This is a genomic window from Stenotrophomonas sp. TWI273 (genome assembly GCF_039674765.1).
GTDB lineage: Bacteria > Pseudomonadota > Gammaproteobacteria > Xanthomonadales > Xanthomonadaceae > Stenotrophomonas.
This window is the reverse complement of record NZ_JBDJOA010000009.1, coordinates 80,316-102,554: the sequence shown is the minus strand read 5'-3', so window position 1 is coordinate 102,554 and position 22,239 is coordinate 80,316. Positions and strand designations below refer to the sequence as shown.

The 22,239-nt window shown below is 66.8% G+C and carries 25 protein-coding genes; 7 read left to right on the top strand and 18 right to left on the bottom strand.

Annotation, left to right across the window (positions count from 1 at the left end; all coding sequences use genetic code 11):
* Positions 1 to 126 precede the first annotated feature (126 nt).
* The 10 genes from truD to ABE571_RS13380 all read right to left on the bottom strand — a co-directional run bounded on the left by truD (position 127) and on the right by ABE571_RS13380 (position 7,875).
* Complete coding sequence (truD, locus tag ABE571_RS13425) at positions 127 to 1,164, bottom strand: tRNA pseudouridine(13) synthase TruD (protein ID WP_346463713.1); 1,038 nt, start codon at positions 1,162 to 1,164, stop codon at positions 127 to 129.
* Complete coding sequence (gene ispF / locus ABE571_RS13420; RefSeq protein ID WP_123728899.1) at positions 1,161 to 1,658, bottom strand: 2-C-methyl-D-erythritol 2,4-cyclodiphosphate synthase; 498 nt, start codon at positions 1,656 to 1,658, stop codon at positions 1,161 to 1,163. The genes truD and ispF overlap by 4 nt, the downstream gene beginning before the upstream one ends.
* Before the next feature lie 37 nt (positions 1,659 to 1,695).
* Complete coding sequence (ispD, locus tag ABE571_RS13415) at positions 1,696 to 2,394, bottom strand: 2-C-methyl-D-erythritol 4-phosphate cytidylyltransferase (protein ID WP_313212036.1); 699 nt, start codon at positions 2,392 to 2,394, stop codon at positions 1,696 to 1,698.
* Positions 2,391 to 2,741 carry a cell division protein FtsB gene (gene ftsB, locus ABE571_RS13410; protein WP_121041759.1) on the bottom strand — a complete coding sequence of 117 codons (351 nt, stop codon included), beginning with the start codon at positions 2,739 to 2,741 and terminating at the stop codon, positions 2,391 to 2,393. The genes ispD and ftsB overlap by 4 nt, the downstream gene beginning before the upstream one ends.
* Before the next feature lie 4 nt (positions 2,742 to 2,745).
* A complete protein-coding gene (gene eno, locus ABE571_RS13405; protein WP_121041757.1) occupies positions 2,746 to 4,032 on the bottom strand; it encodes a phosphopyruvate hydratase in 1,287 nt (428 codons plus the stop codon).
* A 71-nt stretch (positions 4,033 to 4,103) separates the two neighbouring features.
* Entirely contained in the window at positions 4,104 to 4,517 is a 414-nt protein-coding gene (locus tag ABE571_RS13400) for a hypothetical protein (RefSeq protein WP_346493825.1), read from the bottom strand.
* The gene (gene kdsA, locus ABE571_RS13395; RefSeq protein ID WP_088433181.1) at positions 4,517 to 5,347 is read right to left on the bottom strand and encodes a 3-deoxy-8-phosphooctulonate synthase; all 831 of its coding nucleotides are present in this window, start codon (positions 5,345 to 5,347) and stop codon (positions 4,517 to 4,519) included. Before kdsA ends, ABE571_RS13400 begins: the two co-directional genes overlap by 1 nt.
* A 105-nt stretch (positions 5,348 to 5,452) precedes the next feature.
* A complete protein-coding gene (locus ABE571_RS13390) occupies positions 5,453 to 7,117 on the bottom strand; it encodes a CTP synthase (protein WP_313212006.1) in 1,665 nt (554 codons plus the stop codon).
* Positions 7,114 to 7,374, bottom strand: coding sequence for a hypothetical protein (locus ABE571_RS13385; RefSeq protein ID WP_313212007.1), 261 nt, complete (start codon positions 7,372 to 7,374; stop codon positions 7,114 to 7,116). The genes ABE571_RS13390 and ABE571_RS13385 overlap by 4 nt, the downstream gene beginning before the upstream one ends.
* Before the next feature lie 261 nt (positions 7,375 to 7,635).
* Complete coding sequence (locus ABE571_RS13380) at positions 7,636 to 7,875, bottom strand: hypothetical protein (RefSeq protein ID WP_313217859.1); 240 nt, start codon at positions 7,873 to 7,875, stop codon at positions 7,636 to 7,638.
* Positions 7,876 to 8,038: 163 nt separating this feature from the next.
* Here ABE571_RS13380 and parE point away from each other — a divergent pair, with 163 nt between their 5' ends.
* The 3 genes from parE (at position 8,039) to ABE571_RS13365 (ending at position 11,093) form a co-directional block, all read left to right on the top strand.
* A complete protein-coding gene (gene parE / locus ABE571_RS13375) occupies positions 8,039 to 9,928 on the top strand; it encodes a DNA topoisomerase IV subunit B (RefSeq protein WP_313212009.1) in 1,890 nt (629 codons plus the stop codon).
* Positions 9,929 to 10,035: 107 nt separating this feature from the next.
* Positions 10,036 to 10,479 carry a GNAT family N-acetyltransferase gene (locus ABE571_RS13370; protein WP_346493824.1) on the top strand — a complete coding sequence of 148 codons (444 nt, stop codon included), beginning with the start codon at positions 10,036 to 10,038 and terminating at the stop codon, positions 10,477 to 10,479.
* 41 nt (positions 10,480 to 10,520) lie between these two features.
* Positions 10,521 to 11,093, top strand: coding sequence for a GNAT family protein (locus ABE571_RS13365; RefSeq protein WP_313212011.1), 573 nt, complete (start codon positions 10,521 to 10,523; stop codon positions 11,091 to 11,093).
* 105 nt (positions 11,094 to 11,198) lie between these two features.
* Here the strand turns inward: ABE571_RS13365 and ABE571_RS13360 are convergent, their stop codons facing one another.
* Together ABE571_RS13360 and ABE571_RS13355 are read right to left on the bottom strand one after the other, a co-directional pair.
* Positions 11,199 to 12,320, bottom strand: coding sequence for an inorganic phosphate transporter (locus ABE571_RS13360; protein WP_121041745.1), 1,122 nt, complete (start codon positions 12,318 to 12,320; stop codon positions 11,199 to 11,201).
* Positions 12,321 to 12,333: 13 nt separating this feature from the next.
* The gene (locus ABE571_RS13355) at positions 12,334 to 12,960 is read right to left on the bottom strand and encodes a DUF47 family protein (protein ID WP_121041743.1); all 627 of its coding nucleotides are present in this window, start codon (positions 12,958 to 12,960) and stop codon (positions 12,334 to 12,336) included.
* 282 nt (positions 12,961 to 13,242) lie between these two features.
* On the opposite strand from ABE571_RS13355, the gene ABE571_RS13350 reads away from it, so the two are divergent.
* Both ABE571_RS13350 and ABE571_RS13345 read left to right on the top strand, forming a co-directional pair.
* On the top strand, positions 13,243 to 14,553 hold the full coding sequence (locus tag ABE571_RS13350; RefSeq protein ID WP_346481855.1) for a hemolysin family protein: 1,311 nt from the start codon (positions 13,243 to 13,245) through the stop codon (positions 14,551 to 14,553).
* Positions 14,537 to 15,193: an exopolysaccharide biosynthesis protein gene (locus ABE571_RS13345; RefSeq protein ID WP_313212015.1), complete on the top strand. Its 657-nt coding sequence runs from the start codon at positions 14,537 to 14,539 to the stop codon at positions 15,191 to 15,193. Before ABE571_RS13350 ends, ABE571_RS13345 begins: the two co-directional genes overlap by 17 nt.
* 162 nt (positions 15,194 to 15,355) lie before the next feature.
* On the opposite strand, the gene ABE571_RS13340 is transcribed toward ABE571_RS13345, so the two are convergent.
* From ABE571_RS13340 to ABE571_RS13325, 4 genes are all read right to left on the bottom strand, one after another.
* Positions 15,356 to 15,865, bottom strand: coding sequence for a pyridoxamine 5'-phosphate oxidase family protein (locus ABE571_RS13340; protein WP_121041737.1), 510 nt, complete (start codon positions 15,863 to 15,865; stop codon positions 15,356 to 15,358).
* A gap of 97 nt (positions 15,866 to 15,962) precedes the next feature.
* Complete coding sequence (locus ABE571_RS13335) at positions 15,963 to 16,955, bottom strand: LLM class flavin-dependent oxidoreductase (RefSeq protein WP_346465493.1); 993 nt, start codon at positions 16,953 to 16,955, stop codon at positions 15,963 to 15,965.
* Positions 16,956 to 17,093: 138 nt separating this feature from the next.
* Entirely contained in the window at positions 17,094 to 17,846 is a 753-nt protein-coding gene (locus ABE571_RS13330; protein ID WP_346493823.1) for a sulfurtransferase, read from the bottom strand.
* 49 nt (positions 17,847 to 17,895) lie between these two features.
* Positions 17,896 to 18,261, bottom strand: a complete 366-nt coding sequence (locus ABE571_RS13325) for a DUF6164 family protein (RefSeq protein WP_313212019.1) — start codon at positions 18,259 to 18,261, stop codon at positions 17,896 to 17,898.
* Positions 18,262 to 18,328: 67 nt separating this feature from the next.
* Here ABE571_RS13325 and ABE571_RS13320 point away from each other — a divergent pair, with 67 nt between their 5' ends.
* On the top strand, positions 18,329 to 18,769 hold the full coding sequence (locus tag ABE571_RS13320) for an FKBP-type peptidyl-prolyl cis-trans isomerase (protein WP_346463725.1): 441 nt from the start codon (positions 18,329 to 18,331) through the stop codon (positions 18,767 to 18,769).
* Between the two features lie 10 nt (positions 18,770 to 18,779).
* Entirely contained in the window at positions 18,780 to 20,027 is a 1,248-nt protein-coding gene (locus ABE571_RS13315; RefSeq protein ID WP_346465489.1) for a TIGR03862 family flavoprotein, read from the top strand.
* A gap of 107 nt (positions 20,028 to 20,134) precedes the next feature.
* Here the strand turns inward: ABE571_RS13315 and ABE571_RS13310 are convergent, their stop codons facing one another.
* Positions 20,135 to 20,614, bottom strand: coding sequence for a GNAT family N-acetyltransferase (locus ABE571_RS13310; protein ID WP_346493822.1), 480 nt, complete (start codon positions 20,612 to 20,614; stop codon positions 20,135 to 20,137).
* Positions 20,611 to 22,233 carry an FMN-binding glutamate synthase family protein gene (locus tag ABE571_RS13305; protein ID WP_313212024.1) on the bottom strand — a complete coding sequence of 541 codons (1,623 nt, stop codon included), beginning with the start codon at positions 22,231 to 22,233 and terminating at the stop codon, positions 20,611 to 20,613. Before ABE571_RS13305 ends, ABE571_RS13310 begins: the two co-directional genes overlap by 4 nt.
* Positions 22,234 to 22,239 lie beyond the last annotated feature (6 nt).

Below are 22,239 nucleotides of genomic sequence, written 5' to 3'. Positions count from 1 at the left end.
CCGTTGGTCGGCTGAGCGGTGCAGGTTTTCCGGTGCAGGGACGGAAGGCAGCCGACCAACGGTCGGCTCTACACGATTTCCGGTGCCGGACGGAAGGCAGCCGACCAACGGTCGGCTCTACGCGGCTCAGGTATCGGACTGGCTGGCGTCTTCCACCGGTCCAAGCTCATGCAGCACCGCGGTGGCATAGCAGCCCGGCGGCAGCGCGAAGCTCAGTTCCAGCACATCTGCGGCCAGCCACTGATGCTGCAGCATGGCCGGACGCAGGCGCAGCGCACGGCGCTCCTGCTTCAGGCGGGCGCCTTCCAGGCCGGCGCGCAGCGCGAGCGATTGCTCGTCCGCGACCGCGCCCAGTTCCAGTTCGGCGGCGGCGCCGGTGCTGCGCAGCTCGCCTTCGCCCCACAACGGGCCGCTGGGGTGGATGTCGAAGCGGCCAAGGCGGTCGGCCAGCAGATCCGTCCACGGCTCCGGGCCGAAGACACTGCGGCTGCCATCGAGCATCCAGACCTCGCCGTCCAGCGGCGTGTCCCAGTTGCCCTGCTCCACGCGCGCCGCCAGCACCTGGTTGAACAGTGCCGAGCGCGCGGCCGAGAGCAGCAGCGAGCGCTGGTCCGGGCGCATGCGGCGGCCGCCGAACATGGCCAGCGCAGCCGGCACGTTGCCGCCGTCGCGGCCGAAGCGCTGCTCACCGAACCAGTTCGGCAGGCCGCGCGAGGCGATATGGGACAGGCGCTCTTCGATGGCCGCGGCATCGCCGCGCACATCGCGCAGTACCAGCTTGAAGCGGTTGCCAGCCAGAGCACCGCGCTGCAGCTTGCGGTTGTGCCAGGTCGACTCGACCACCTCGATCTCGTCCGAGGCCAGCAGCGCCGGATCCGGCGCCACGCGCTTGGGCAGGTGCACGCTGAAGCGCTGCGTGGTGACCGCGTGCCGATCTTTCATGCCCGCGTAGCTGACCGCCATGTCCGGCAGGCCAGCCCACCTGGCCAGCACCTTGGCCACGTGCACGGTGTTCGCCCCGCGCTTGCGGATCGTCAGCAGCAGGTGCTCGCCCTCACCGCTCGGCTCGAACGCCGGCAGTTCGTCGACCTGGAAATCCTCGGGCGTGGTGCGGATCTTCGCACTGAGCAGCGGCGCACCGAACGCCAGCGGCAACGGGATCACAGGGCCACCAACAGCACGCTGGCCTGGGCGGCGATGCCCTCGCTGCGGCCGGTGAAGCCCAGCTTCTCCGACGTGGTGGCCTTCACGCTCACGCAGTCCAATGCAATGCCGAGCACGCCAGCGATGCGCTCACGCATGGCCAGCGCGTGCGGACCGACCTTGGGCCGCTCGCAGATCACGGTGATGTCGGTATTCCCGACCTGCCAGCCGCGCTCGCGCAGCAGCCCGTTGCAATGATCCAGCAGGTGCGCGCTGTCCGCGCCTTTCCAGCGCATGTCGGTCGGCGGGAAATGCACGCCGATATCGCCCAGCGCCAGCGCACCGAGCATGGCATCGCACAGGGCGTGCAGGATCACATCGCCATCGCTGTGCGCGAGCACGCCGCAGCTGTGCGCGACGCGGATGCCGCCGAGCATGATGTGATCGCCCTCGCCAAAGGCATGGACGTCGTAGCCCTGTCCGATGCGGAAGGGAGGAAACTGGGGGGTGGTCATTGCAAGAACCTGCGGTTGGGTGTGGCGCGTGCGGACGTCAGGGTTCGCGACGCGACAACACAAATTCGAAACGGGACAGATCAGCCGGGGTGGTGACCTTGAAGTTGTCTTCGCTGCCTTCCACCAGCAGCGGGCGCAGCCCCTGGCGCTCCATGGCCATGGCCTCGTCGGTGACCTCCACGCCGGCGTCAGCCGCCTCCTGCAGCGCGCGCGCCAACTGGTGGCGGCGGAACAGCTGCGGGGTCAGCGCACGCCACAGCCGTTCGCGCGGCTCGGTGGCATCGATACCGCCGTCATCGCCGGCACGCTTGAGCGTGTCGCGCACGGGCGCGGCCAGGATCGCGCCGACCGGGTCGGCACGGCCGACTTCCAGCAGGCGACCGAGATCGGCAGCGGCCAGGTTCGGGCGTGCGGCGTCGTGCACCAGCACGAAATCGTCCGCGCGCACGTCATCGGGCAACGCATGCAGGCCGGCCAGCACCGAGCCGGCGCGGGTGGCACCGCCGATGCAGGTCAGAATGGGTTTGTCCGCCAGTGACTGCCAGCCCGGCCAGTCGGCGTCGTTCTCGGCGACCACCACCATCACTCCGGCCACGACCGGGTGCGAGAGCAGCGCCTCAAGGGTATGGGCCAGCAACACGCGGTCGCCGGCCAGCAGATACTGCTTGGGTGTGGGCCCACCGAAGCGGGTGCCACGGCCAGCAGCGGGAACCACCGCCCAGATGCCCGCCATCAGGGCACATCCTGGTGCGGCGCATCCGGATCGGTGACGGCCGTCGGCGCGCGCGGTGGCGGCACCGGCGCGTCTTCGACCACGCGGTAGAACTTCTCGCCGGGCTTGATCATGCCCAGCTCGCTGCGCGCGCGTTCTTCGATGGCGGCCTCGCCTTCCTTGAGGTCCTTGACCTCGGCAGCAAGCGCATCATTGCGCTGCTGCAGGCCGGCGTTGTCCCGCTTCTGGTTCTCGACCTGGGCCTCAAGCATCATCACTTCGCCCGAGTTGCCCGGCCCAAACCAGAAGCGGTACTGCAGCCATCCGAGCAGCAGCGCGAGCACCAGCAGCAGCCAGCGCCAGTCGCGCATGGGATCAGCGCTTCAGCGACACGAACGCGTCACGACCGGCGTAACGCGCGCCGGCACCGAGGGCTTCCTCGATACGCAGCAGCTGGTTGTACTTGGCCACGCGATCACTGCGGCACAGCGAGCCGGTCTTGATCTGGGTGGCGGTGGTGGCCACGGCGATGTCGGCGATGGTGGTGTCTTCGGTTTCGCCCGAACGGTGCGAGACGATCGAGGCATAGTTGGCCGCGTGCGCCATGGCGATCGCTTCCAGGGTCTCGGTCAGGGTGCCGATCTGGTTGACCTTGATCAGGATCGCGTTGGCGGTGCCGGACTCGATGCCTTCCTTGAAGATCTTCGGGTTGGTGACGAACAGATCGTCGCCCACCAGCTGGACCTTGTTGCCGATGCGGTCGGTCAGCAGCTTCCAGCCGGCCCAGTCGTTCTCGGCCAGGCCGTCTTCGATGGTCACGATCGGGTACTGCGCAGCCCAGTCGGCCAGGAAGTCGACGAACTGCTCGGAGGTCAGGCGCTTGTTCTCGCCGACCAGGTTGTACTTGCCGTTCTCGTAGAACTCGCTGGAGGCCACGTCCAGGCCCAGCAGCACGTCTTCACCGGCGGTGTAGCCGGCCTTGCCGATGGCTTCCAGGATGGTGTCCAGTGCTTCGACGTTGCTGCGGAAGTCCGGCGCGAAGCCGCCTTCGTCGCCCACCGCCGTGCTCAGGCCGTGGCCCTTGAGCACCGACTTGAGCGAATGGAAGATTTCGGTGCCGGCACGCAGCGACTCGGAGAACGAGGTGAAGCCGACCGGCAGCACCATGAATTCCTGGAAATCGACGTTGTTGTCGGCATGCGCGCCGCCGTTGATGATGTTCATCATCGGCACCGGCAGGGTGACGTCGCGGCCGTTGGCCAGGTGCTGCCACAGCGCCTGCTTCTTCGAGGCGGCCACGGCGTGGGCATTGGCCAGCGAAACCCCCAGCAGCGCGTTCGCGCCCAGGCGGCCCTTGTTCTCGGTGCCGTCCAGATCGATCAGGCGGCGGTCGAGGCCTTCCTGGTCGGCGGCGTCGAAGCCCTTCAGCGCCGTGGCAATCGTGGTGTTGACGTTGGACACGGCGTTGCGCACGCCCTTGCCCAGGTAACGGGTCTTGTCGCCGTCACGCAGTTCCACGGCTTCCTTGGTGCCGGTCGAGGCGCCGGACGGCACCGCGGCACGACCGAACGAGCCGTCCTCGAGGATGACTTCGGCTTCCAGCGTGGGGTTGCCACGGCTGTCGAGGATTTCACGGGCGTGGATGCTGCGGATCGTGGTCATAGCGGGCCGGTTACCAGTCAGAGAGGGGGAGGCGCCGCCAACGCAGCGCCAAAAAAAAACATGCCGCGTGATTATCCCTGCACACCCGTCACTTGCCAAATCGGCAGGGTGGCGGGCGGCACCCCGGCCACGCTGGCGTGGCGCGCGGTCAGCGACGGGATCAACAACACCAGCATCAACAACGCCAGCAGGGCCAGCGCCACGCCGCCGCCGGCCGGTTGCCGGCGCAGCCGGAACGCGAGCACGCTGGCGGTCACGCAGGCCAGTGCGGCGGTGCCGGTCAGCGACAGCGTCGCCAACAGCATGGGCATCACCGCGCGCAGTGCGTTGTCGCCATCACCGGGCGAGCCCATGCTGGTGAACATCAGCACCACCAGCACGAACACCCCGCACCAGGTGGCGATCGCCGCGCCCAGCGCGATCCAGCCCCAGGTCCAGCCGCGCCAGCCGCGGCGCACCGCGGGGGACGCCGGAACGTCGGCCATCATGCGAAGCGCGAGAACCCGTGCTTCTTGGTGACCGCGTCGAGTTCCATCAGGGTTTCGAGCAGTTCTTCCATGCGGTCCAGCGGCCACGCGTTGGGGCCGTCGGACAGCGCCTTGGACGGATCCGGGTGGGTCTCGGCGAACAGGCCCGACACACCGACAGCGACCGCCGCACGCGCCAGCACCGGCACGAACTCGCGCTGGCCGCCGGAGCTGTTGCCCTGCCCGCCCGGCAGCTGCACCGAATGGGTGGCGTCGAACACGACCGGGCACCCGGTATCGCGCATCACCGACAGCGAGCGCATGTCGCTGACCAGGTTGTTGTAGCCGAAGCTGGCACCGCGCTCGCAGACCATGATGTCCTGGTTGCCTGTAGCCTTGGCCTTCTCCACGACAGGTTTCATGTCCCACGGGGACAGGAACTGACCCTTCTTGATGTTGACCGGCTTGCCGGTCGCGCACACCTTGGTGATGAAATCGGTCTGGCGGACCAGGAACGCCGGGGTCTGCAGCACGTCCACCACCGAGGCCACTTCGTCCATCGGGGTGTATTCGTGCACGTCGGTCAGCACCGGCACGCCGATCTGCTTCTTCACTTCGGCCAGGACCTTCAGGCCCTCCTCCATGCCCGGGCCGCGGAAGGCGGTGCCCGAGGTGCGGTTGGCCTTGTCGAAGCTCGACTTGAAGATGAAGTTGATGCCGAGGCGATCGGTGATTTCCTTCAACTTGCCAGCCACGTCCAGCTGCAGCTGCATCGACTCGATCACACACGGGCCGGCGATCAGGAACAGGGGCTGGTCCAGCCCGACGTCGAATCCACACAGTTTCATGGCGTTTCCTTGTTGTCCGGCGAACACTGGCCAGGCCAGCCGCCGTGGGTGATTAGCGCTCTGCAATGGGGGCACGCGGCCCCCACTGCAAGTGCGGCATGCCGATCAGGCGGCTGCGTCCTGTGCCAGCTTGCCACCGGCCTTGCGCTCGCGCGCGGCACGGATGAAGCCGATGAACAGCGGGTGGCCTTCGCGCGGCGTGGACAGGAACTCCGGGTGCGCCTGGCAGGCCAGGAACCACGGGTGCTGGTCACGCGGCAGCTCGATGACTTCCACCAGGGTGTCATCCATCGACTTGCCGGCGATCACCAGGCCCGCATCTTCCAGCTGGGTGCGGTAGCGGTTGTTGAACTCGTAGCGGTGACGGTGACGCTCGGAGACCACGTCCTTGCCGTACAGCTCGCGGGCCAGCGTGCCCGGCTTCAGGCGCTGTTCCTGCAGGCCCAGGCGCATGGTGCCGCCCAGATCGCTCTTGTCGTCGCGCTTTTCCACATCGCCGGTGGCGGTGCGCCATTCGGTGATCAGGCCGATCACCGGGTTCGGCGACTGGCGGTCGTTCTCGGTGCTGTTGGCACCTTCCAGGCCGGCCACATGGCGGGCGAAATCGACCACTGCGGCCTGCATGCCGTAGCAGATGCCGAAGTACGGCACATTCTGCTCACGGGCGAACTGCGAGGTCAGCACCTTGCCTTCGAAGCCACGGTCGCCGAAGCCGCCCGGCACCAGGATGCCGTCGACATCCTTCAGCGCGGCCAGGTCACTGTCTTCCAGCTCCTGCGCTTCGAGCCACTTCAGGTTGACCTTGGTGCGCTGGCGCAGGCCACCGTGCTTGAGCGCCTCGCCGACCGACTTGTAGGCGTCCTGGTGATCGACGTACTTGCCGACCACCGCGATGGTGACCTCGTCCAGCGGGTGCAGCGTGGCATCCACCGCCGCTTCCCACTCGGCCAGATCGACCGGGCCGGCCTTGTCGCCGAGCTTGAGCTGGTTGACCACGATGTCGTCCAGACCCTGCGCGTGCAGGCCCATCGGGATGCGGTACAGCACGTCCACGTCCGGCACGCTGATCACGGCGCGCTCGGAGACGTTGGTGAACTGGGCGATCTTGCGGCGCTCCGAATCCGGCACCACCTGCTCGGAACGGCACAGCAGCACGTCCGGCTGGATGCCGATCGAGCGCAGTTCCTTGACCGAGTGCTGGGTCGGCTTGGTCTTCAGCTCGCCGGCCGCAGCAATGTACGGCACCAGGGTCAGGTGCATGAACAGCGCCTTCTCCGGGCCGCGCTCGGTGCGCACCTGGCGGATCGCCTCCAGGAACGGCAGCGACTCGATATCGCCCACGGTGCCACCGATCTCCACCAGCGCCACGTCGAAGCCTTCGGTGGCCTCGTCCATGCAGCGGCGGATTTCATCGGTGATGTGCGGAATGACCTGCACGGTGGCGCCCAGGTAGTCGCCGCGGCGCTCCTTGCGGATCACGTTCTCGTAGATGCGGCCGGTGGTGACCGAGTTCTTGCGGCTCAGGCGGGTGCGCACGAAGCGCTCGTAATGGCCCAGGTCCAGGTCGGTCTCGGCGCCGTCATCGGTGACGTAGACCTCACCGTGCTGGAACGGGCTCATGGTGCCCGGGTCGACGTTGATGTACGGATCAAGCTTCATCATCGTCACCCGCAGGCCGCGGGCCTCGAGGATGGCGGCAAGCGACGCGGCGGCAATGCCTTTGCCGAGCGAGGACACTACGCCGCCGGTTACGAAGATCAAGGGAGTCATGGCTGGGGGTGTCCTGTCAGGAAGGGGGAAACGGCGCCGGCGCGCAGGGCGACGGACGACGTAAAGGGGGAAATCGAGGCGATCCGGCTGGCGGCGGCGTCTTCACGCGCCAGGACCGGGATCAGGGGGGATGCGGTGCGGGAGTGGGTCAGCGACGTCGGGTCAGCCGTGCCGGCCGCTGTCTGGACCGTCACCTCCTGCCTACCCTGCTGGCGATCGCGCACGATCAGGCCAGTCCATTCGCTGATGGATGACACGCACTACTCCCGGAAAGCCATAGTTTACAGATTGACGGCCTCCAGCCCAAGGGGCGGATGACGGTCTTCACATAAAAAGAAGAGCCCCGGCGCGATACCGGGGCTCATGTTGCGTACTTTTTCAGATCCCCAGGTCTCTCTCGTGGAGAGCCCCCTTGGCGTTCAAGGGGGCGCGCCGACAGGCGCGGGGATGTGGAAGACAGGGTGAGCGGGGCCCACGGTTTACCGCGCAAACCGTGGGGAAGCGTCAGCGCGAAGCGCTTATCGCTTCTTCCGCGCTTCTTCTTCCTCTTCCTTCTGCGGGGCCTGCTCGCCCTTGGCCTTCATTTCGGCCGTGGCGGCGGCGCGGCGCTTGGCCTTGGCGTCCGCTTCCGCCTGGGCCCTGTCGGCCTGTTCGCCCTGCTGCGGCGTGGGCTGGCCCTGTCCGGCGTTCTGGGCCAGTGCCATGGGCACGGCCACGACGGCGGCGGCGATGGCAACGATGGTCAGCAACTTCTTCATGGGGTGCTCCTCGCGGTATGGCATGGAATGGGGCGCCGGAGGCTCCGGTTTCCCATCCAGCACAGTCTATCGCGCCCCGGTCGGCCGCCCCCTGAACGTGTGGCGTGCAAAAAACCCGTCCAGACCGCAAACTTCGCCGTCGCATTGCGCTTTATGAAGACAGATGAACGCCCGCTATAACGCCGCCGATATTGAAGTCCTGTCCGGCCTGGACCCGGTCAAGCGCCGCCCCGGCATGTACACCGACACCGCGCGCCCGAACCATCTGGCGCAGGAAGTCATCGACAATGCCGTCGACGAAGCCTTGGCCGGACATGCCCACACGGTCGAAGTCACGCTGTTCAAGGACGGCAGCTGCGAAGTCAGCGATGACGGCCGCGGCATGCCCGTGGACATCCACCCCGAGGAGAAGATCCCCGGCGTCGAACTGATCCTGACCCGCCTGCACGCGGGCGGCAAGTTCAACAACAAGAACTACACCTTCTCCGGCGGCCTGCATGGCGTGGGCGTCAGCGTGGTCAACGCGTTGTCCACCCTGGTCGAAGTGCACATCAAGCGCGAGGGGAGCGAACACCGCATCACCTTCCGCAACGGCGACCGCGCCACCCCGCTGGAAGTGGTCGGCAGCGTCGGCAAGAAGAACACCGGTACCCGCGTGCGCTTCTGGGCCGACCCGAAGTACTTCGATACGCCCAAGTACAACCTGCGTGCGCTGCGCCACCTGCTGCGCGCCAAGGCCGTGCTGTGCCCCGGCCTGACCGTGAAGCTGCACGATGAAGCCACCGGCGAGCAGGACACCTGGTACTACGAAGATGGCCTGAGCGATTACCTCAAGGCCGAGCTCGGCGAGCGCGAGATGCTGCCGGCCGACCTGTTCGTGGGCCACCTGAAGAAAGAAAACGAGATCGTGGACTGGGCCCTGGCCTGGATTCCCGAAGGCGAGCTGGTCCAGGAAAGCTACGTCAACCTGATCCCGACCGCCCAGCACGGCACCCACGCCAACGGCCTTCGCACCGGGCTGACCGAGGCGCTGCGCGAGTTCTGCGACTTCCGCAACCTGCTGCCACGTGGCGTCAAGCTGGCCCCGGAAGACGTCTGGGACCGCGTGTCGTTCGTGCTGTCGCTGAAGATGACCGATCCGCAGTTCAGCGGCCAGACCAAGGAACGCCTGTCCTCGCGCCAGGCCGCAGGCTTCGTCGAGGGCGCAGCGCATGATGCCTTCAGCCTGCTGCTGAACCAGAACGTCGCATTGGGCGAACAGATCGCCCAGCTGGCCATCGAGCGCGCCAGTGCGCGTCTGAAGACCGAGAAGCTGGTGACCCGCAAGAAGGTCACCCAGGGCCCCGCCCTGCCCGGCAAGCTGGCCGACTGCATCAGCCAGGACCTGTCGCGCACCGAGCTGTTCCTGGTCGAAGGCGACTCCGCGGGCGGCAGTGCCAAGCAGGCCCGCGACAAGGACTTCCAGGCGATCCTGCCGCTGCGCGGCAAGATCCTCAACACCTGGGAAGTGTCCTCGGGCAGCGTGCTGGCCTCCGAAGAAGTGCACAACCTGGCCATCGCGATCGGCTGCGACCCGGGCAAGGACGACATCGCCGGCCTGCGCTACGGCAAGGTGGTCATCCTGGCCGACGCCGACTCGGACGGCCTGCACATCGCGACCCTGCTGACCGCGCTGTTCCTCAAGCACTTCCCGGCGCTGGTCGATGCCGGCCACGTGTTCGTGGCGATGCCGCCGCTGTTCCGTGTCGACGTGGGCAAGCAGGTGTTCTACGCCCTGGACGAGGAAGAAAAGCGCACGATGCTGGACAAGATCGAGCGCGAGAAGATCAAGGGCCAGATCAGCGTGACCCGCTTCAAGGGCCTGGGTGAAATGAACCCGCAGCAGCTGCGCGAGTCCACCATCCATCCCGATACCCGCCGCCTGGTACAGCTGACCATCGATGACGGCGAGCAGACCCATTCGCTGATGGACATGCTGCTGGCCAAGAAGCGCGCCAGCGACCGCAAGGGCTGGCTGGAGAAGAAGGGCGATCTGGCCTCGCTGGAAGTCTGATCGACCGGTTGTGACACTGGAAAAACCCGCCTTCCGGCGGGTTTTTTCCTGGGCGACGCCGCGCACTACCGGTGATAATCGGGGCAACCTGCATCAGGACGTCCCGCATGTACGATATCCAGCCTGCGCTGACCACCGATCACGACCGCATCACCGTCGTCTGGGAAGCCTCGGTACGCGCTACGCACGGCTTCCTGCCGGAGGCGGCGATCCACGCACTGCGTCCGCTCATCCGCGAGCAGTACCTGACGGCCGTGACGTTGCGCGTATGCAAGGATGCCGATGGCGTCATTCAGGGCTTCGTCGGCGTCGCCGATGATCGGATCGAAATGCTGTTCATCGAACCGCGCGCGAGGGGCACCGGAATCGGCAAGGCATTGCTGCGCCATGCCATCGAGGTACTCGGTGCCGATGCGCTGGACGTCAACGAACAAAATCACCAGGCGGTCGGCTTTTATCAACACCAAGAGTTCGTGGTGACCGGTCGCTCACCGCTGGACGGACAGGGCCAGCCCTACCCACTGCTGCACATGCGCCTGGCCCCTCACTGACCCATCATCACGGCAGCGCACTACATCCCCGGAGTTCAGTCATGCCGTTCGATCCCACCCTGCAACTGGAGAGCGCGCGCCTGGTGCTGACCCCGATCGGCGCGACGGACGCGCAGGCGATGTTCGCAATCCAGTCCGACCGTGCCGGCATGCGCTACTGGAACCATCCGGCGTGGACCGACCTCAAGCAGGCCTATGTGCAGATCCTCGACGATCTGGCCGCGCTCGATGCGGGCACGCAGTTGAAGCTGGCAATCCGGGAGCGTGTGGACGGGCCGCTGCTGGGGATCGTGGTGGTGTTCGCGATCGACGAGACGTCCCGGCGTGCGGAGATCGGGTATCACCTGGCGCCGTCGGCGCAGGGCAAGGGCTACATGCACGAGGCGCTGTCACGGTTCGTGGCGTATCTGTTCGATGTGCTGCGCCTGCGTCGCCTGGAAGCGGAGATTGATCCGCGCAACGTGCCCTCGGCGAAGGTCCTGGCGCGGCTCGGCTTCCAGCGCGAGGGACTGCTGCGGGAGCGCTGGCGGGTCGCCGGCGAAGTATCGGATTCGGCGGTGTATGGGTTGCTGGCACGGGAGTGGCAGAGGCCAGGCAGCGCAGTGTCGGGGTGACCGTCGCACGAAACACCCCCGGCCATTCCGGCCTCTGCATCCGCGGTGCCCCACGAAAAAGCCCGCCTTCCGGCGGGCTTTTCGATGTTCAACCGTGCTGACCGATCAGGCCCAGCCGAACAGTTCGAACAGACGCAGGATCAGGTACGCACAGCCGCCGGCGGCCGGGATCGTCAGGATCCACGCCCACACGATGCGCTCGATCACGCCGAAGCGCAGCGAACGCGGGTTCTTGGCGAAGCCCACGCCCATGATCGCGGTGGAGATGCTGTGGGTGGTCGAGACCGGCATGCCGAAGTGCGCCGCCACGGTCAGGATCGTGGCCGAGCTCGTTTCCGCGGCGAAGCCGTGGATCGGGTGCAGCTTGACCATCTTGTGGCCCAGGGTCTTGATGATCTTCCAGCCGCCCGAGGCAGTACCGGCGGCCATCACCACGGCGCAGGTCAGCACGATCCACATCGCGATGCCGTCACCGGCGGTTGCATCCGGGTGCATGAACGCCAGCCAGGACGGCAGGTCGTTCAGCGCACCGGTTGCCTCGGCGCCGATCAGGGTCATGGCGATGATGCCCATGGTCTTCTGCGCATCGTTGTGGCCGTGGGCGAAGCCCATGTAGGCCGCCGACACGATCTGCGCCTTGCCGAAGAACGCATTGACGATGCGCGGCCGGGCCAGACGGCCCAGGAAGCCACCGATCTTCGCCATGCCGGCGATCATGCCCCACAGCAGCAGCATCACCGCGATGCCGAGCAGGAAGCCGGCGATCGGCGAGGTGATCATCGGCAGGAACACCTTCCACAGCAGGCCCTTGTTCTGGGCCCAGGTGCCGATGCGCTCGGACCAGATCAGGGCATCCCAGTTGTTGTGGGCAGCGGCCAGGCCGGCGCCGCACAGGCCGCCGATCAGGGCGTGCGAGGACGAGGACGGCAGCCCCTTCCACCACGTGATCAGGTTCCAGATGATGCCGCCCAGCAGCGCGCACAGGATCACCTGCGGGGTCACATCGACCACGTTGGTGTTGAGCAGGCCCGAAGCGATGGTCAGCGCGACGGCGGTGCCGGTCAGCGCGCCGATCAAGTTCATGAACGCGGCGAGCATCACCGCCCAGCCGGGCGAGAGCACTTTGGTCGCCACCACGGTGGCGATGGAGTTGGCGGTGTCGTGGAAGCCGTTGATGAACTCGAAAACGAGCGCGGCCAGGATCACCACCAGGACAAGGGTCAGCATGCTGTGGCGTCCGTCAGCTGTTCTTCAAGACGATCTGGTACGCCACCACGCCGGCCTCGCGGCAACGATCGATGGCCTTTTCCAGGATCTCGAAGAATTCCTTGAGCAGGAACATCTGCAGGCTGTCCAGGCGGCCGGAGTAGATGTCGCGGTACAGCTCGAGCATCAGGCGGTCGGCTTCGTTTTCCAGCGAACGCAGCTTCTCGTTGAGCGCGGTCATCCGGTCCAGGTTCATGTGGCGCAGGTCGTTGACCATCTCCACCACCACGCTGGCGGCCTGTTCGAGCATCGCCGCGCGCGGCGCGAAATCGATGTGTTCCAGATGCTGGGTGGCCAGCGAATAGCGATCGGCGAACTTCTCGATCTGCTTGGGAATCTTGTACAGCGCCGAGCCCAGCGCTTCGATGTCTTCGCGCTCGATCGGGGTCATGAAGCTGTCAACCAGCGCCTGGCTGATCTTGTCCGAAGCCGCGCGCTCGCGCAGGCGGGCCAGCTTGAAGGCGTCCAGCGCCGGCTGGCGGTCCGCTTCGCGCAGCATGGAGTGCAGCGCCTTGGAACTGTCCTGGGCGGCCTGGGCAGCCTCGTCCAGCAGGGTATAGAACTGTTTGCCGGAGCCAAAAATGGTCTGCAGAGAGAACATTGAGAAACCTATTCGCCGTCGAGGAAGGACGGCACCGGGCGGAATTATGACGGTTTGATGTCTGTTCCGGGTACTCCCCCCCTTCTTCACACTGGGACGGCCCCGTCTGAACGACTCTGTTTGCACCCCTGCCCCGGCCTTTTGTTAAGATGCGCGGGCACCTTCGGGTGCACTCTATGGACGACGACCCTTACCCCCCGCCGCACCGCCGCGCTTACGCGCCCTCCGGTAGCCGACATCGCTTGAACACGCCCTCCCTGCCACCAACCGGGGAAGCCGCCCGTGTTTGAACTGATTATTGTCCTCGCCCTGATCCTGCTGAACGGTTTCTTCGCCATGTCCGAGATGTCGGTCATGACCTCGCGCAAGAGCCGGCTGAAGCAGATGGCAGGTTCCAGCAAGCGCGCCGAGCGCGCCCTGGCGCTCTCCGAGAAGCCCGAGAACTTCCTGTCCACGGTCCAGATCGGGATCACCCTGATCGGCATCCTGACCGGCCTGTTCGGTGGCGAGGCGATCGGCCTGACCATCGCCGAGTGGCTGCAGGGCATGTTCCCGGCGTTCGCGTATTCCGGCGTGGTCGGCAAGACCCTGGCCGTGGCCCTGATCACCTTCCTGACGCTGATCTTCGGCGAACTGGTGCCCAAGCGGCTGGCCCTGACCCGTTCGGAGGACATCGCCGGCCTGGTGGCGCTGCCCATGAGCTGGCTGGCGAAGATCGCCGCGCCCGGCGTCTGGCTGCTGTCCCACTCGACCCGACTGGTGTTGCGCGTGCTGGGCCTGGGCAAGGACGAATCGGCCTCGGTGACGGAAGAAGAGATCCGCATGCTGGTGGCCGAAAGCCACGAGGCCGGCGTGATCGACGCCCATGAGCGCGACATGATGAACCGCGTCATGCGCCTGGGCGACCGCACCGCCGACAGCCTGATGACCCCGCGCAACCGGATCGCCTGGCTGGATACGCTGGCCGAGCCGGAAAAGAACATCGCGACCATGCGCGAGAACGAATTCTCGCGTTATCCGGTGTTCCGCGGCAACGATCAGGACATCGTCGGTGTGCTGGAGGTCAAGAGCCTGGTGACGCGCCTGGTGCGCGATGACCATTCGCTGTTCCAGAACCTGCGCGAGCCGCTGTACGTCTCGGAGTCCACCCATGCGATGAAGCTGCTGGAGATCTTCCGCGAGGAACAGCAGTCGATGGCGCTGGTGGTGGACGAGTACGGCGAGATCCAGGGCCTGGTGACCATCAGCGACCTGATGGGCGCGGTGGTCGGCCGCCTGCAGTCGGTGGAGAACGTGGACGAGGACGCCCTGGTGGTGACCCGTGAGGACGGCTCCTACCTGGTCGATGGCTCGCTCTCGATCGAAGACCTGCGCGAACTGATGGGCAACGCCGAGCTGCCCGATGCCGATGATGGCGACTACTACACGCTGGCCGGCATGTGCATCCACTATTTCGGCCGCATCCCGCATGCGGGCGAGTACTTCGATTGGGCCGGCTGGCGCATCGAGATCGTCGATCTCGACGGTGCCCGTGTCGACAAGCTGCTGCTGCGCACCCTGAGCGAAGACGAAACCGATGACATCACCGGCTGAGCCGACGCCGCCGGATCCGACGCGGCCCCAGTACCGCAACGAGGGTATCCGTACCCTGCTGGCGATGTTCGACCACGGTGACCCGGAGCAACGGCTGCTGCTGGGCCAGATCCTGCAGGATCTGCAGCAGAGCGCGTTCGGTGTGTTCCTGTTCGTGGCGATCCTGCCGGCCTTCATCCCGATCCCCGGGCTGGGCGGTGCGGTCAGTGGACCGCTGGTGGTGCTGATCGGCGCGCAGATGCTGTGCGGCATGCGCCGCCCCTGGCTGCCCGGCTTCATCCGCAACCGCGGACCCAAGCGGGGCACCATGCATCGGTTCCTGGAGCGCATCGACCGTCCGCTGCGGCGGCTGGACCGCCTGCTCAAGCCGCGGATGCCCGGGCTGCTGGTACCGCTGCCCGCGCATGCCTTCAGTGGCCTGTTGCTGATCCTGATCGGGGTGCTGCTGTCGCTGCCGATCCCGCTCACCAATTATCTGTTCGGCTTCCAGCTGCTGCTGTTCGCGTTGGCACTGCTGGAACGCGATGGCGTGCTGATGCTGCTCAACTGGATCGGCGCGGTGGCCGCCGTGTTGTTCTTCGGCTTCAGTTCGGGGCAGCTGGTGGGCTATACGGTGGATCTGTTCCAGCGCTGGTTCTGAAGTACCGACCAAACGGTCGGTACCTACCGAATTACCGACCAACGGTCGGTACCTACCGAATTACCGACCAACGGTCGGTACCTACCGAAATATCGACCAACGGTCGGTACCTACCGAAGTACCGACCAGCGGTCGGTACCTGCCGAATTACCGAGTCGGCACCTACGCGCCGGGCTTGAGATCCACCGTGCCGGTGTCGGACATCGCGCCCGGATCATCGGTCACCGCCGACAGCACGAAGTACAGTGCCTTGCCGAGCAGGCCGCCGGGGCCATCCCAGTATTCGGCCGATTCGGCGCTGACGTGGATCAGACGCAGGTTCGGGTCGTCCTTGCCGCCGGGGAAGAAGATCTTCATCGCCGGCGACCAGAGTTCGTCGATCTTGGCGCGGTCATTGACCACCCGCGCGGTACCCGAGACCGAGACATAGGTATTGCCCGACGGCGATGCGTAGGCCACGTTGACGCGCGGGTTGGCGGTGATTTCCGCGATCTTCGGGCTGTCGGCGCCGGTGGCGAACCACAGGTCGCCATCGAACTCGACTTCCTGCGTGCCCAGCGGACGACTGAACAAGCGTCCATCCGCACCGACCGTGGTGAACATCGCGATGTCCACGCCGCGGATCAGTTCGGCCAGTTGTTTGATGTGCTGCTGACGATCGTGCTCGGCCATGGGGTGGCTCCTGTAAGGGGAGCCACCATCACAGCCGATCGGCGGCTACGGCGACGTGAACCGCACGGTCACGCCCTCTTCGCGCGCCGCACCGGTTTCAGACCTGCAGTGCGCGCCACGCCTGCATCGCCAGCCCGAACGAGCGCTTGCGCGCGGCGTGGTCGTAGATGTTGGCGGTGACCAGCACTTCATCCGGCTTGTGTCGCGCGACGAACGCGGCGAGGCCTTCCTGCACCTGCTGCACGTCACCGACCACCGCACAGGCCAGCGCGTTCTGCACGCCGGCCTTTTCGTGCGGCTGCCAGAACGCTTCGATGTCGTCGATCGGCGGCGGGATCAGACCCGGCAGGCCACGGCGAAGATTGACGAAGCTCTGCTGCTGGGTGGTGAACAAGCGCTTGGCCTCGGCTTCGGAATCGCTGGCGACCACGTTCAAGCCCAGCACCGCGTACGGCGCCTGCAGATACTGCGAGGCACGGAATTCGCGGCGGTAGACCGCCAGCGCTTCATCCATCGCGTCCGGGGCGAAGTGCGAGGCGAAGGCGAACGGCAGACCCATCGCCGCCGACAGCCGCGCACTGAACAGACTGGAGCCCAGCAGCCACACTGGCACCGGGATGCCCGCACCGGGCACGGCGCGCACGGCCTGGCCCTTCTGGGCCGGCTCGAAGTAATGCAGCAGCTCGCGTACGTCCTGCGGGAACTGGTCGGCGCTGTCGAAGTAGCGGCGCAGTGCGCGGGCGGTCGGCTGGTCGGTGCCGGGCGCGCGGCCCAGGCCGAGGTCGATGCGGTCCGGGTACAGCGAGGCCAGCGTGCCGAACTGCTCGGCCACCTGCAGCGGCGAGTGATTGGGCAGCATGATGCCGCCGGCACCGACGCGGATGCGCTTCGTGCCCCCGGCCACATGACCGATCAGCACCGCGGTGGCGGCGCTGGCGATGCCGGGCATGTTGTGGTGCTCGGCCAGCCAATAGCGGTGGAAGCCCCAACCTTCGGCGTGCTGGGCCAGGTCCAGCATGTTGGCGAAGGCCTGCGTGGTGTCGCTGCCTTCGCAGACCGGCGCCAGATCAAGAATCGACAGCTGCATCATGAATGCTCGTTCCAACCAGGAGATATCCCACTGAGATGGGGCTGGCCGGCCGGTTTGCCACCGCCCACAAGGCGCAGGTGGCAAGACGCTGATTTCCGTCTCGCGACGATTCAGGACAATCGAGGCCGTGAAGGCGGCTCAGGCGGTGCCGGCGTCCTGATCGACCAGTGGCTGCAGGGCCGCATCCAGCGCCACGCGCTCGTCGAAGACGAAGCAGCGGCCGTCATAGCCCTCACCGCCCACGGCCTCGAAATAGCCCAGGATGCCGCCGTCCAGCTGCAGGACGTTGTCCATGCCGTCGTTGCGCATCCACAGCGCCGCCTTCTCGCAGCGGATGCCGCCGGTGCAGAAGCTGACCACGGTGCTGTCCTTGAGCGCTTCGCGGTGTGGGGCCAGGGCCTCGGGCAGATCGGTGAACTTGGTGATCGGCAGCACCAGCGCGTCCTGGAAGGTGCCGTACTCGATCTCCTGGGTGTTGCGGGTGTCCAGCATCACCACCGGCTTGCCGGCGTCATCGTGCCCCTGGCGCAGCCAGCGCTGCACCGTGGCCGGATCGATCGAGGGCGCGCGCGGGTAGGCCAGCGGCTGGCCGTCGCCGATGCGGAAACTGATGATCTCCGGCTTGACCTTGGCCTTGAGCCGGGCGAACGGCTGCATCTGGCTGTAGCTGGTCTTCACGCGCAGCCCGGCAAACCGCGCATCGGCGCGCAGGGCGGCGTAGAAGCCGTCGATCTGCGGCTCGGCACCGGCAAGGAACAGATTGATGCCCTCGCCCGCCACCAGGATCGTGCCGCGCAGCTGCGCGGCGGTCGCCCGCTCCAGCAGGGTCGCGCACAGCGCGTCCGGGTCGGCGACGGGGGTGAAGTGGTAAGCGGCGGTATTGGCGATCATCGCGCCATTTTAGCCGCTGGGCAGGCGCTACGCCTGAGCGGCCCTGGAATCAGCCGCGCAGCAGCACGAACGGCAGCAGCACCAGCGCGGTCGCGACGGCCATGCCGAGCAGCACCGCCACCACGAACACCGGGCGGCGGCGGATCAGGCTGCCGAAGGTCTCGGCCGTCCCCTCACGCAGCGCGGCCTCACGCTCGCCACGCACGCGCTCGCCGCGTGCCTGCTGGTACTCGCCCATCAGCGCCTTGGCCCGAGGGTGATCGGCGTCATCGCGGACCCAGATCCCGCCAAAGGAGATCCCCCAGGGGCTGGGCTCGGTGCGGTAGTGGGCGATGCCCGCCTTGTCCAGCAGGGCGGTGACATCCTGGATTTCATCGTCTGCGACATTGCGCAGGTTGAGCAGCAGTTTCGACATGTGCCCATGATAGCGCCCGGCGATGCGCTACCCTTGCGTCCCCGTTTTTTGGATCCGGAGCCCGCCCATGCGCCGTCTGCCGCGTTACCTGCTCGCCCCCCTGATGTTGTCGCTGCTGGCCGCCTGCACCCCGCCCGGCCCGCCGCCCGGCGGCAGCATCGCGCAGTTCGAGAAGATCGATACCCAGCCGGGCACCGGCGCCGAGGCCACACCCGGCAGCAAGGTGACCGTGCACTACACGGGCTGGATCTACGACGAGCGCACCGCCGACAAGCACGGCGCCAAGTTCGACAGCTCGGTCGACCGCGGCGAGCCCTTCACCTTCAACCTCGGCCAGGGCCAGGTCATCAAGGGCTGGGACGAAGGCTTTGCCGGCATGAAGGTGGGTGGCAAGCGCACGCTGATGATTCCGGCCGAGTACGGCTACGGCACGCGTGGCGCCGGCCCGATCGCACCGAATTCCTCGCTGGTGTTCGATGTCGAACTGCTCGACGTCAAGCCGCGTTGATCCTGCCTGCATGAGCATTGCCGTGAACACCCCACGCCGGGTCGCGATCATCGGCGGCGGCCCCGCCGGCCTGATGGCGGCGGAAACCGTGCGCGCTGCCGGCCACACCGTCGATCTGTACGAAGCCAAGGGCTCGCCCGGGCGCAAGTTCCTGATCGCCGGCAAAGGCGGCCTCAATCTGACCCACTCCGATGCGCGTGAGGTGTTCATCTCGCGCTACCGCGAGCGCGCGGACGCGGTGGGCGGCTGGCTGGCCGATTTCGATGGCGAGGCGCTGCGTGCCTGGGCGCTGGCATTCGGCGTGGAGACCTATGTGGGCAGTTCGGGACGTGTGTTCCCGGTCGACCGCAAGGCCGCCCCGCTGCTGCGCGGCTGGGTGCGCCGGCTGAAGGAACAGGGGGTGCGCTTCCACGTGCAGCACCGCTGGACTGGCTGGGATGACGCAGGCGCGCTGCGCCTGGAAACCCCCGAGGGCACGACCACGATCACGGCCGATGCGGTGGTGTTCGCGCTCGGCGGTGGCAGCTGGCCGGAGCTCGGCTCGGACGGTGCGTGGGTGGCGCCGATGACCGCCAGCGGCATCGACATCGCCCCGCTGAAGCCGGCCAACTGTGGCTTCGACATCGGCTGGACGCCCTACTTCAGCGAGCGCCAGGCGGGTGCCCCGCTCAAGCCGGTGGTGGCGCACTGGACCGACCTGCAGGGTGAGCCGCGCTCGCTGCAGGGTGAATGCGTGATCACTGCGACCGGCATCGAAGGCAGCCTGATCTACGCGCTGTCGGCCGATCTGCGCGACAGCCTGGCCCGCGACGGGCAGGTGACCCTGCAGCTGGACCTGCTGCCGGGCCAGACCGAAGCGCAGGTCGCGGAAAAACTGCGCAAGCCGCGCCAGGGCCGCAGTTTCGGCGAGGTCCTGCGCCGCCAGCTGGGTCTGGGCGGGGTCAAATCCGCGCTGCTGTTCGAGGTACTGGGTCGCGAGGCCGGGCAACTGCCGCTGGACCAGATCGCGCATGCGCTGAAGCGGCTGCCATTGGCTCTGCAGCGAGCCCGTCCTATCGATGAAGTGATCAGCACCGCCGGCGGCGTGCGCCTGGAAGCACTGGATACGCAGCTGATGCTGCGCGGGCGCCCGGGCATCTTCTGTGCCGGCGAGATGCTGGACTGGGAAGCGCCGACCGGCGGCTATCTGCTGACGGCCTGCTATGCCAGCGGGCTGCGCGCCGGGCGTGGCGTGGTGGCGTGGTTGGCGCAGGCGTAGACCGCGAGATGCCGGCCAGCGGCCGGCACTACCGAGGTAGTGCGCACCGTGGCGTGCCGGACCGCCTGTCAGGACATGCAATCGGTAGTGCCGGCCGCTGGCCGGCATCACTGCGTGCGCTGCATCCGCACCGAAGCGAGCGCTACCCCGCTGGGGTGTGGGTAGCTTTCCTCGCGCAACGCTTCAAAGCCACAGCGACGATAGAACGCGACCGCATTGAGCGAGGCTGAGAGCACCAACGGCCGCGCCGGATCCGACCGTGCTTGCATCGCCTGCATCAAGGTCAGGCCGATGCCACGGCCGCCGCAGTCGGGATCGACGAACAACGCATCGATTTCGTTGCCGGCCAGATCGATCACGCCATAGCCCAACAGCGCGCCGTCGGCATCTTCGGCAATCACGCAGCCACCGGCGGCGAGCAGCGCGCGGTAGTGGTCCGGTGGCGGTGAGGCCGACCACGGGGCGATCACCTCCGGCGGATAGGCCGCACTGCACAGTTCACGTACGCACCGCGTGCGCAGCAGCCACAGTCTGTCCGCCTCCTCGGCACGGCCAACGCGCAAGCGCAGGTCGCGCGCATCGGTCATCGCGATTTGCTTGTCCGCAGCGCCTGGATGCGCGCCGGCGGCTGGAACGAATCACTGCGCGCATCGGCCCAGTAGTCGTGGAAGACCGCATGGTCCGGCACTTTGCGCAGCAGCTCACCCGGGGCCAGATAGCGGTACAGCGAAGCCAGTGAGCGGATTTCCACCGGCGAGACGCGGCGCAGGATGTGCTCCGGGCCCAACTCGGAAGGATCGTTCAAGCCGGCCGCGCACAACAGGTCGCGCAGCGCGCGCAGGGTGTTCTCATGGTAGTTGTGCACGCGCGTGGCCTTGTCAGCGGCGTCCAGGTGACGCCAGCGATGCGGGTTCTGCGTGGCGATGCCGGTGGGGCATTTATCGCTGTGGCAGCTCAGCGACTGGATGCAGCCCAGCGCGAACATGAAGCCACGCCCGGCATTGCACCAGTCCGCGCCCAGCGCGATGGTGCGTGCGATCTCGAAGGCACTGGTGACCTTGCCCGCCGCACCGACGCGGATGCGATCGCGCAGGTCCAGGCCGACCAGCGTGTTGTGCACCAGCAACAGCGCCTCGTGCATCGGCACACCCACGTGATCGATGAACTCGGCCGGCGCCGCACCGGTACCGCCCTCGGCGCCATCGACCACGATGAAATCCGGCAGCAGCCCGGTTTCCTGCATCGCCTTGGCGATACCGAACCACTCCCAGGGGTGGCCGATGGCCAGCTTGAACCCGACCGGCTTGCCGCCGGACAACTCGCGCAGCCGCGCAACGAACTGCAGCAGTTCCACCGGCGTATTGAACGCGCTGTGCCTGGAGGGCGATACGCAATCCACGCCCATCGGCACGCCACGGGTGATCGAAATCTCCTCGCTCACCTTGGCCGCCGGCAGCACGCCGCCGTGGCCGGGCTTGGCGCCCTGCGACAGCTTGATCTCGATCATCTTGACCTGATCATGGGTGGCGTTGGCGACGAATTTCTCTTCGCTGAAACCACCGGCATCGTCACGGCACCCGAAGTAGCCCGAGCCGATTTCCCAGACCAGGTCGCCGCCCATTTCGCGGTGATAGGGCGAAATCGACCCTTCGCCGGTGTCGTGATAGAAGCTGCCACGGCGCGCGCCTTCGTTGAGGGCGCGGATCGCGTTCGCCGACAACGAACCGAAGCTCATCGCGGAGATGTTGAACACACTGGCCGAATACGGCTTGGCGCAGTTCGGGCCGATCTGGATGCGGAAATCGTGGTGGCCGATCTCGGTCGGCGCCAGCGAATGGTTGATCCACTCGTAGTCCACCGCATAGGTGCTGCGCAGCGTACCGAACGGCACCACGTCCATTTCATTCTTGGAGCGCTGGTAGATCAGCGCGCGCTGCTGGCGCGAGAACGGCACATCCTCCAGATCGCTCTGCACGAAGTACTGGCGGATCTCCGGCCCGATCGATTCCAGCCCGTAGCGGAAGTGGGCCATCACCGGATAGTTGCGCCGCAGCGTGCTGCGCTTCTGCAGCAGATCCCAGGTGCCCAGCACCACCAGCAACGCCGTCACGCCGACGCCCCAGTACCAGGCGGGCCAGATCGTGGCCAACCACAGGCAGACCGGGAACAACCCGATGGCGAGCAGGTACGCGAGATAGCGATGCATGGCTTT

Excerpts from the sequence above, each read along its gene's own strand:
- ispF (WP_123728899.1), bottom strand. The coding sequence starts at position 1,658 with ATGACCACCCCCCAGTTTCCTCCCTTCCGCATCGGACAGGGCTACGAC.
- ABE571_RS13325 (WP_313212019.1), bottom strand. The coding sequence starts at position 18,261 with ATGTCGAAACTGCTGCTCAACCTGCGCAATGTCGCAGACGATGAAATC.
- ABE571_RS13365 (WP_313212011.1), top strand. The coding sequence starts at position 10,521 with ATGCCGTTCGATCCCACCCTGCAACTGGAGAGCGCGCGCCTGGTGCTG.
- ABE571_RS13355 (WP_121041743.1), bottom strand. The coding sequence starts at position 12,960 with ATGTTCTCTCTGCAGACCATTTTTGGCTCCGGCAAACAGTTCTATACC.
- ABE571_RS13400 (WP_346493825.1), bottom strand. The coding sequence starts at position 4,517 with ATGGCCGACGTTCCGGCGTCCCCCGCGGTGCGCCGCGGCTGGCGCGGC.
- ABE571_RS13340 (WP_121041737.1), bottom strand. The coding sequence starts at position 15,865 with ATGGCCGAGCACGATCGTCAGCAGCACATCAAACAACTGGCCGAACTG.
- parE (WP_313212009.1), top strand. The coding sequence starts at position 8,039 with ATGAACGCCCGCTATAACGCCGCCGATATTGAAGTCCTGTCCGGCCTG.
- kdsA (WP_088433181.1), bottom strand. The coding sequence starts at position 5,347 with ATGAAACTGTGTGGATTCGACGTCGGGCTGGACCAGCCCCTGTTCCTG.
- ABE571_RS13390 (WP_313212006.1), bottom strand. The coding sequence starts at position 7,117 with ATGACTCCCTTGATCTTCGTAACCGGCGGCGTAGTGTCCTCGCTCGGC.
- ABE571_RS13320 (WP_346463725.1), top strand. The coding sequence starts at position 18,329 with ATGCGCCGTCTGCCGCGTTACCTGCTCGCCCCCCTGATGTTGTCGCTG.
- ABE571_RS13305 (WP_313212024.1), bottom strand. The coding sequence starts at position 22,233 with ATGCATCGCTATCTCGCGTACCTGCTCGCCATCGGGTTGTTCCCGGTC.
- ABE571_RS13345 (WP_313212015.1), top strand. The coding sequence starts at position 14,537 with ATGACATCACCGGCTGAGCCGACGCCGCCGGATCCGACGCGGCCCCAG.
- ABE571_RS13310 (WP_346493822.1), bottom strand. The coding sequence starts at position 20,614 with ATGACCGATGCGCGCGACCTGCGCTTGCGCGTTGGCCGTGCCGAGGAG.
- ABE571_RS13315 (WP_346465489.1), top strand. The coding sequence starts at position 18,780 with ATGAGCATTGCCGTGAACACCCCACGCCGGGTCGCGATCATCGGCGGC.
- ABE571_RS13330 (WP_346493823.1), bottom strand. The coding sequence starts at position 17,846 with ATGATCGCCAATACCGCCGCTTACCACTTCACCCCCGTCGCCGACCCG.
- ABE571_RS13335 (WP_346465493.1), bottom strand. The coding sequence starts at position 16,955 with ATGATGCAGCTGTCGATTCTTGATCTGGCGCCGGTCTGCGAAGGCAGC.
- ABE571_RS13370 (WP_346493824.1), top strand. The coding sequence starts at position 10,036 with ATGTACGATATCCAGCCTGCGCTGACCACCGATCACGACCGCATCACC.
- ftsB (WP_121041759.1), bottom strand. The coding sequence starts at position 2,741 with ATGCGCGACTGGCGCTGGCTGCTGCTGGTGCTCGCGCTGCTGCTCGGA.
- eno (WP_121041757.1), bottom strand. The coding sequence starts at position 4,032 with ATGACCACGATCCGCAGCATCCACGCCCGTGAAATCCTCGACAGCCGT.
- ABE571_RS13380 (WP_313217859.1), bottom strand. The coding sequence starts at position 7,875 with ATGAAGAAGTTGCTGACCATCGTTGCCATCGCCGCCGCCGTCGTGGCC.
- ABE571_RS13360 (WP_121041745.1), bottom strand. The coding sequence starts at position 12,320 with ATGCTGACCCTTGTCCTGGTGGTGATCCTGGCCGCGCTCGTTTTCGAG.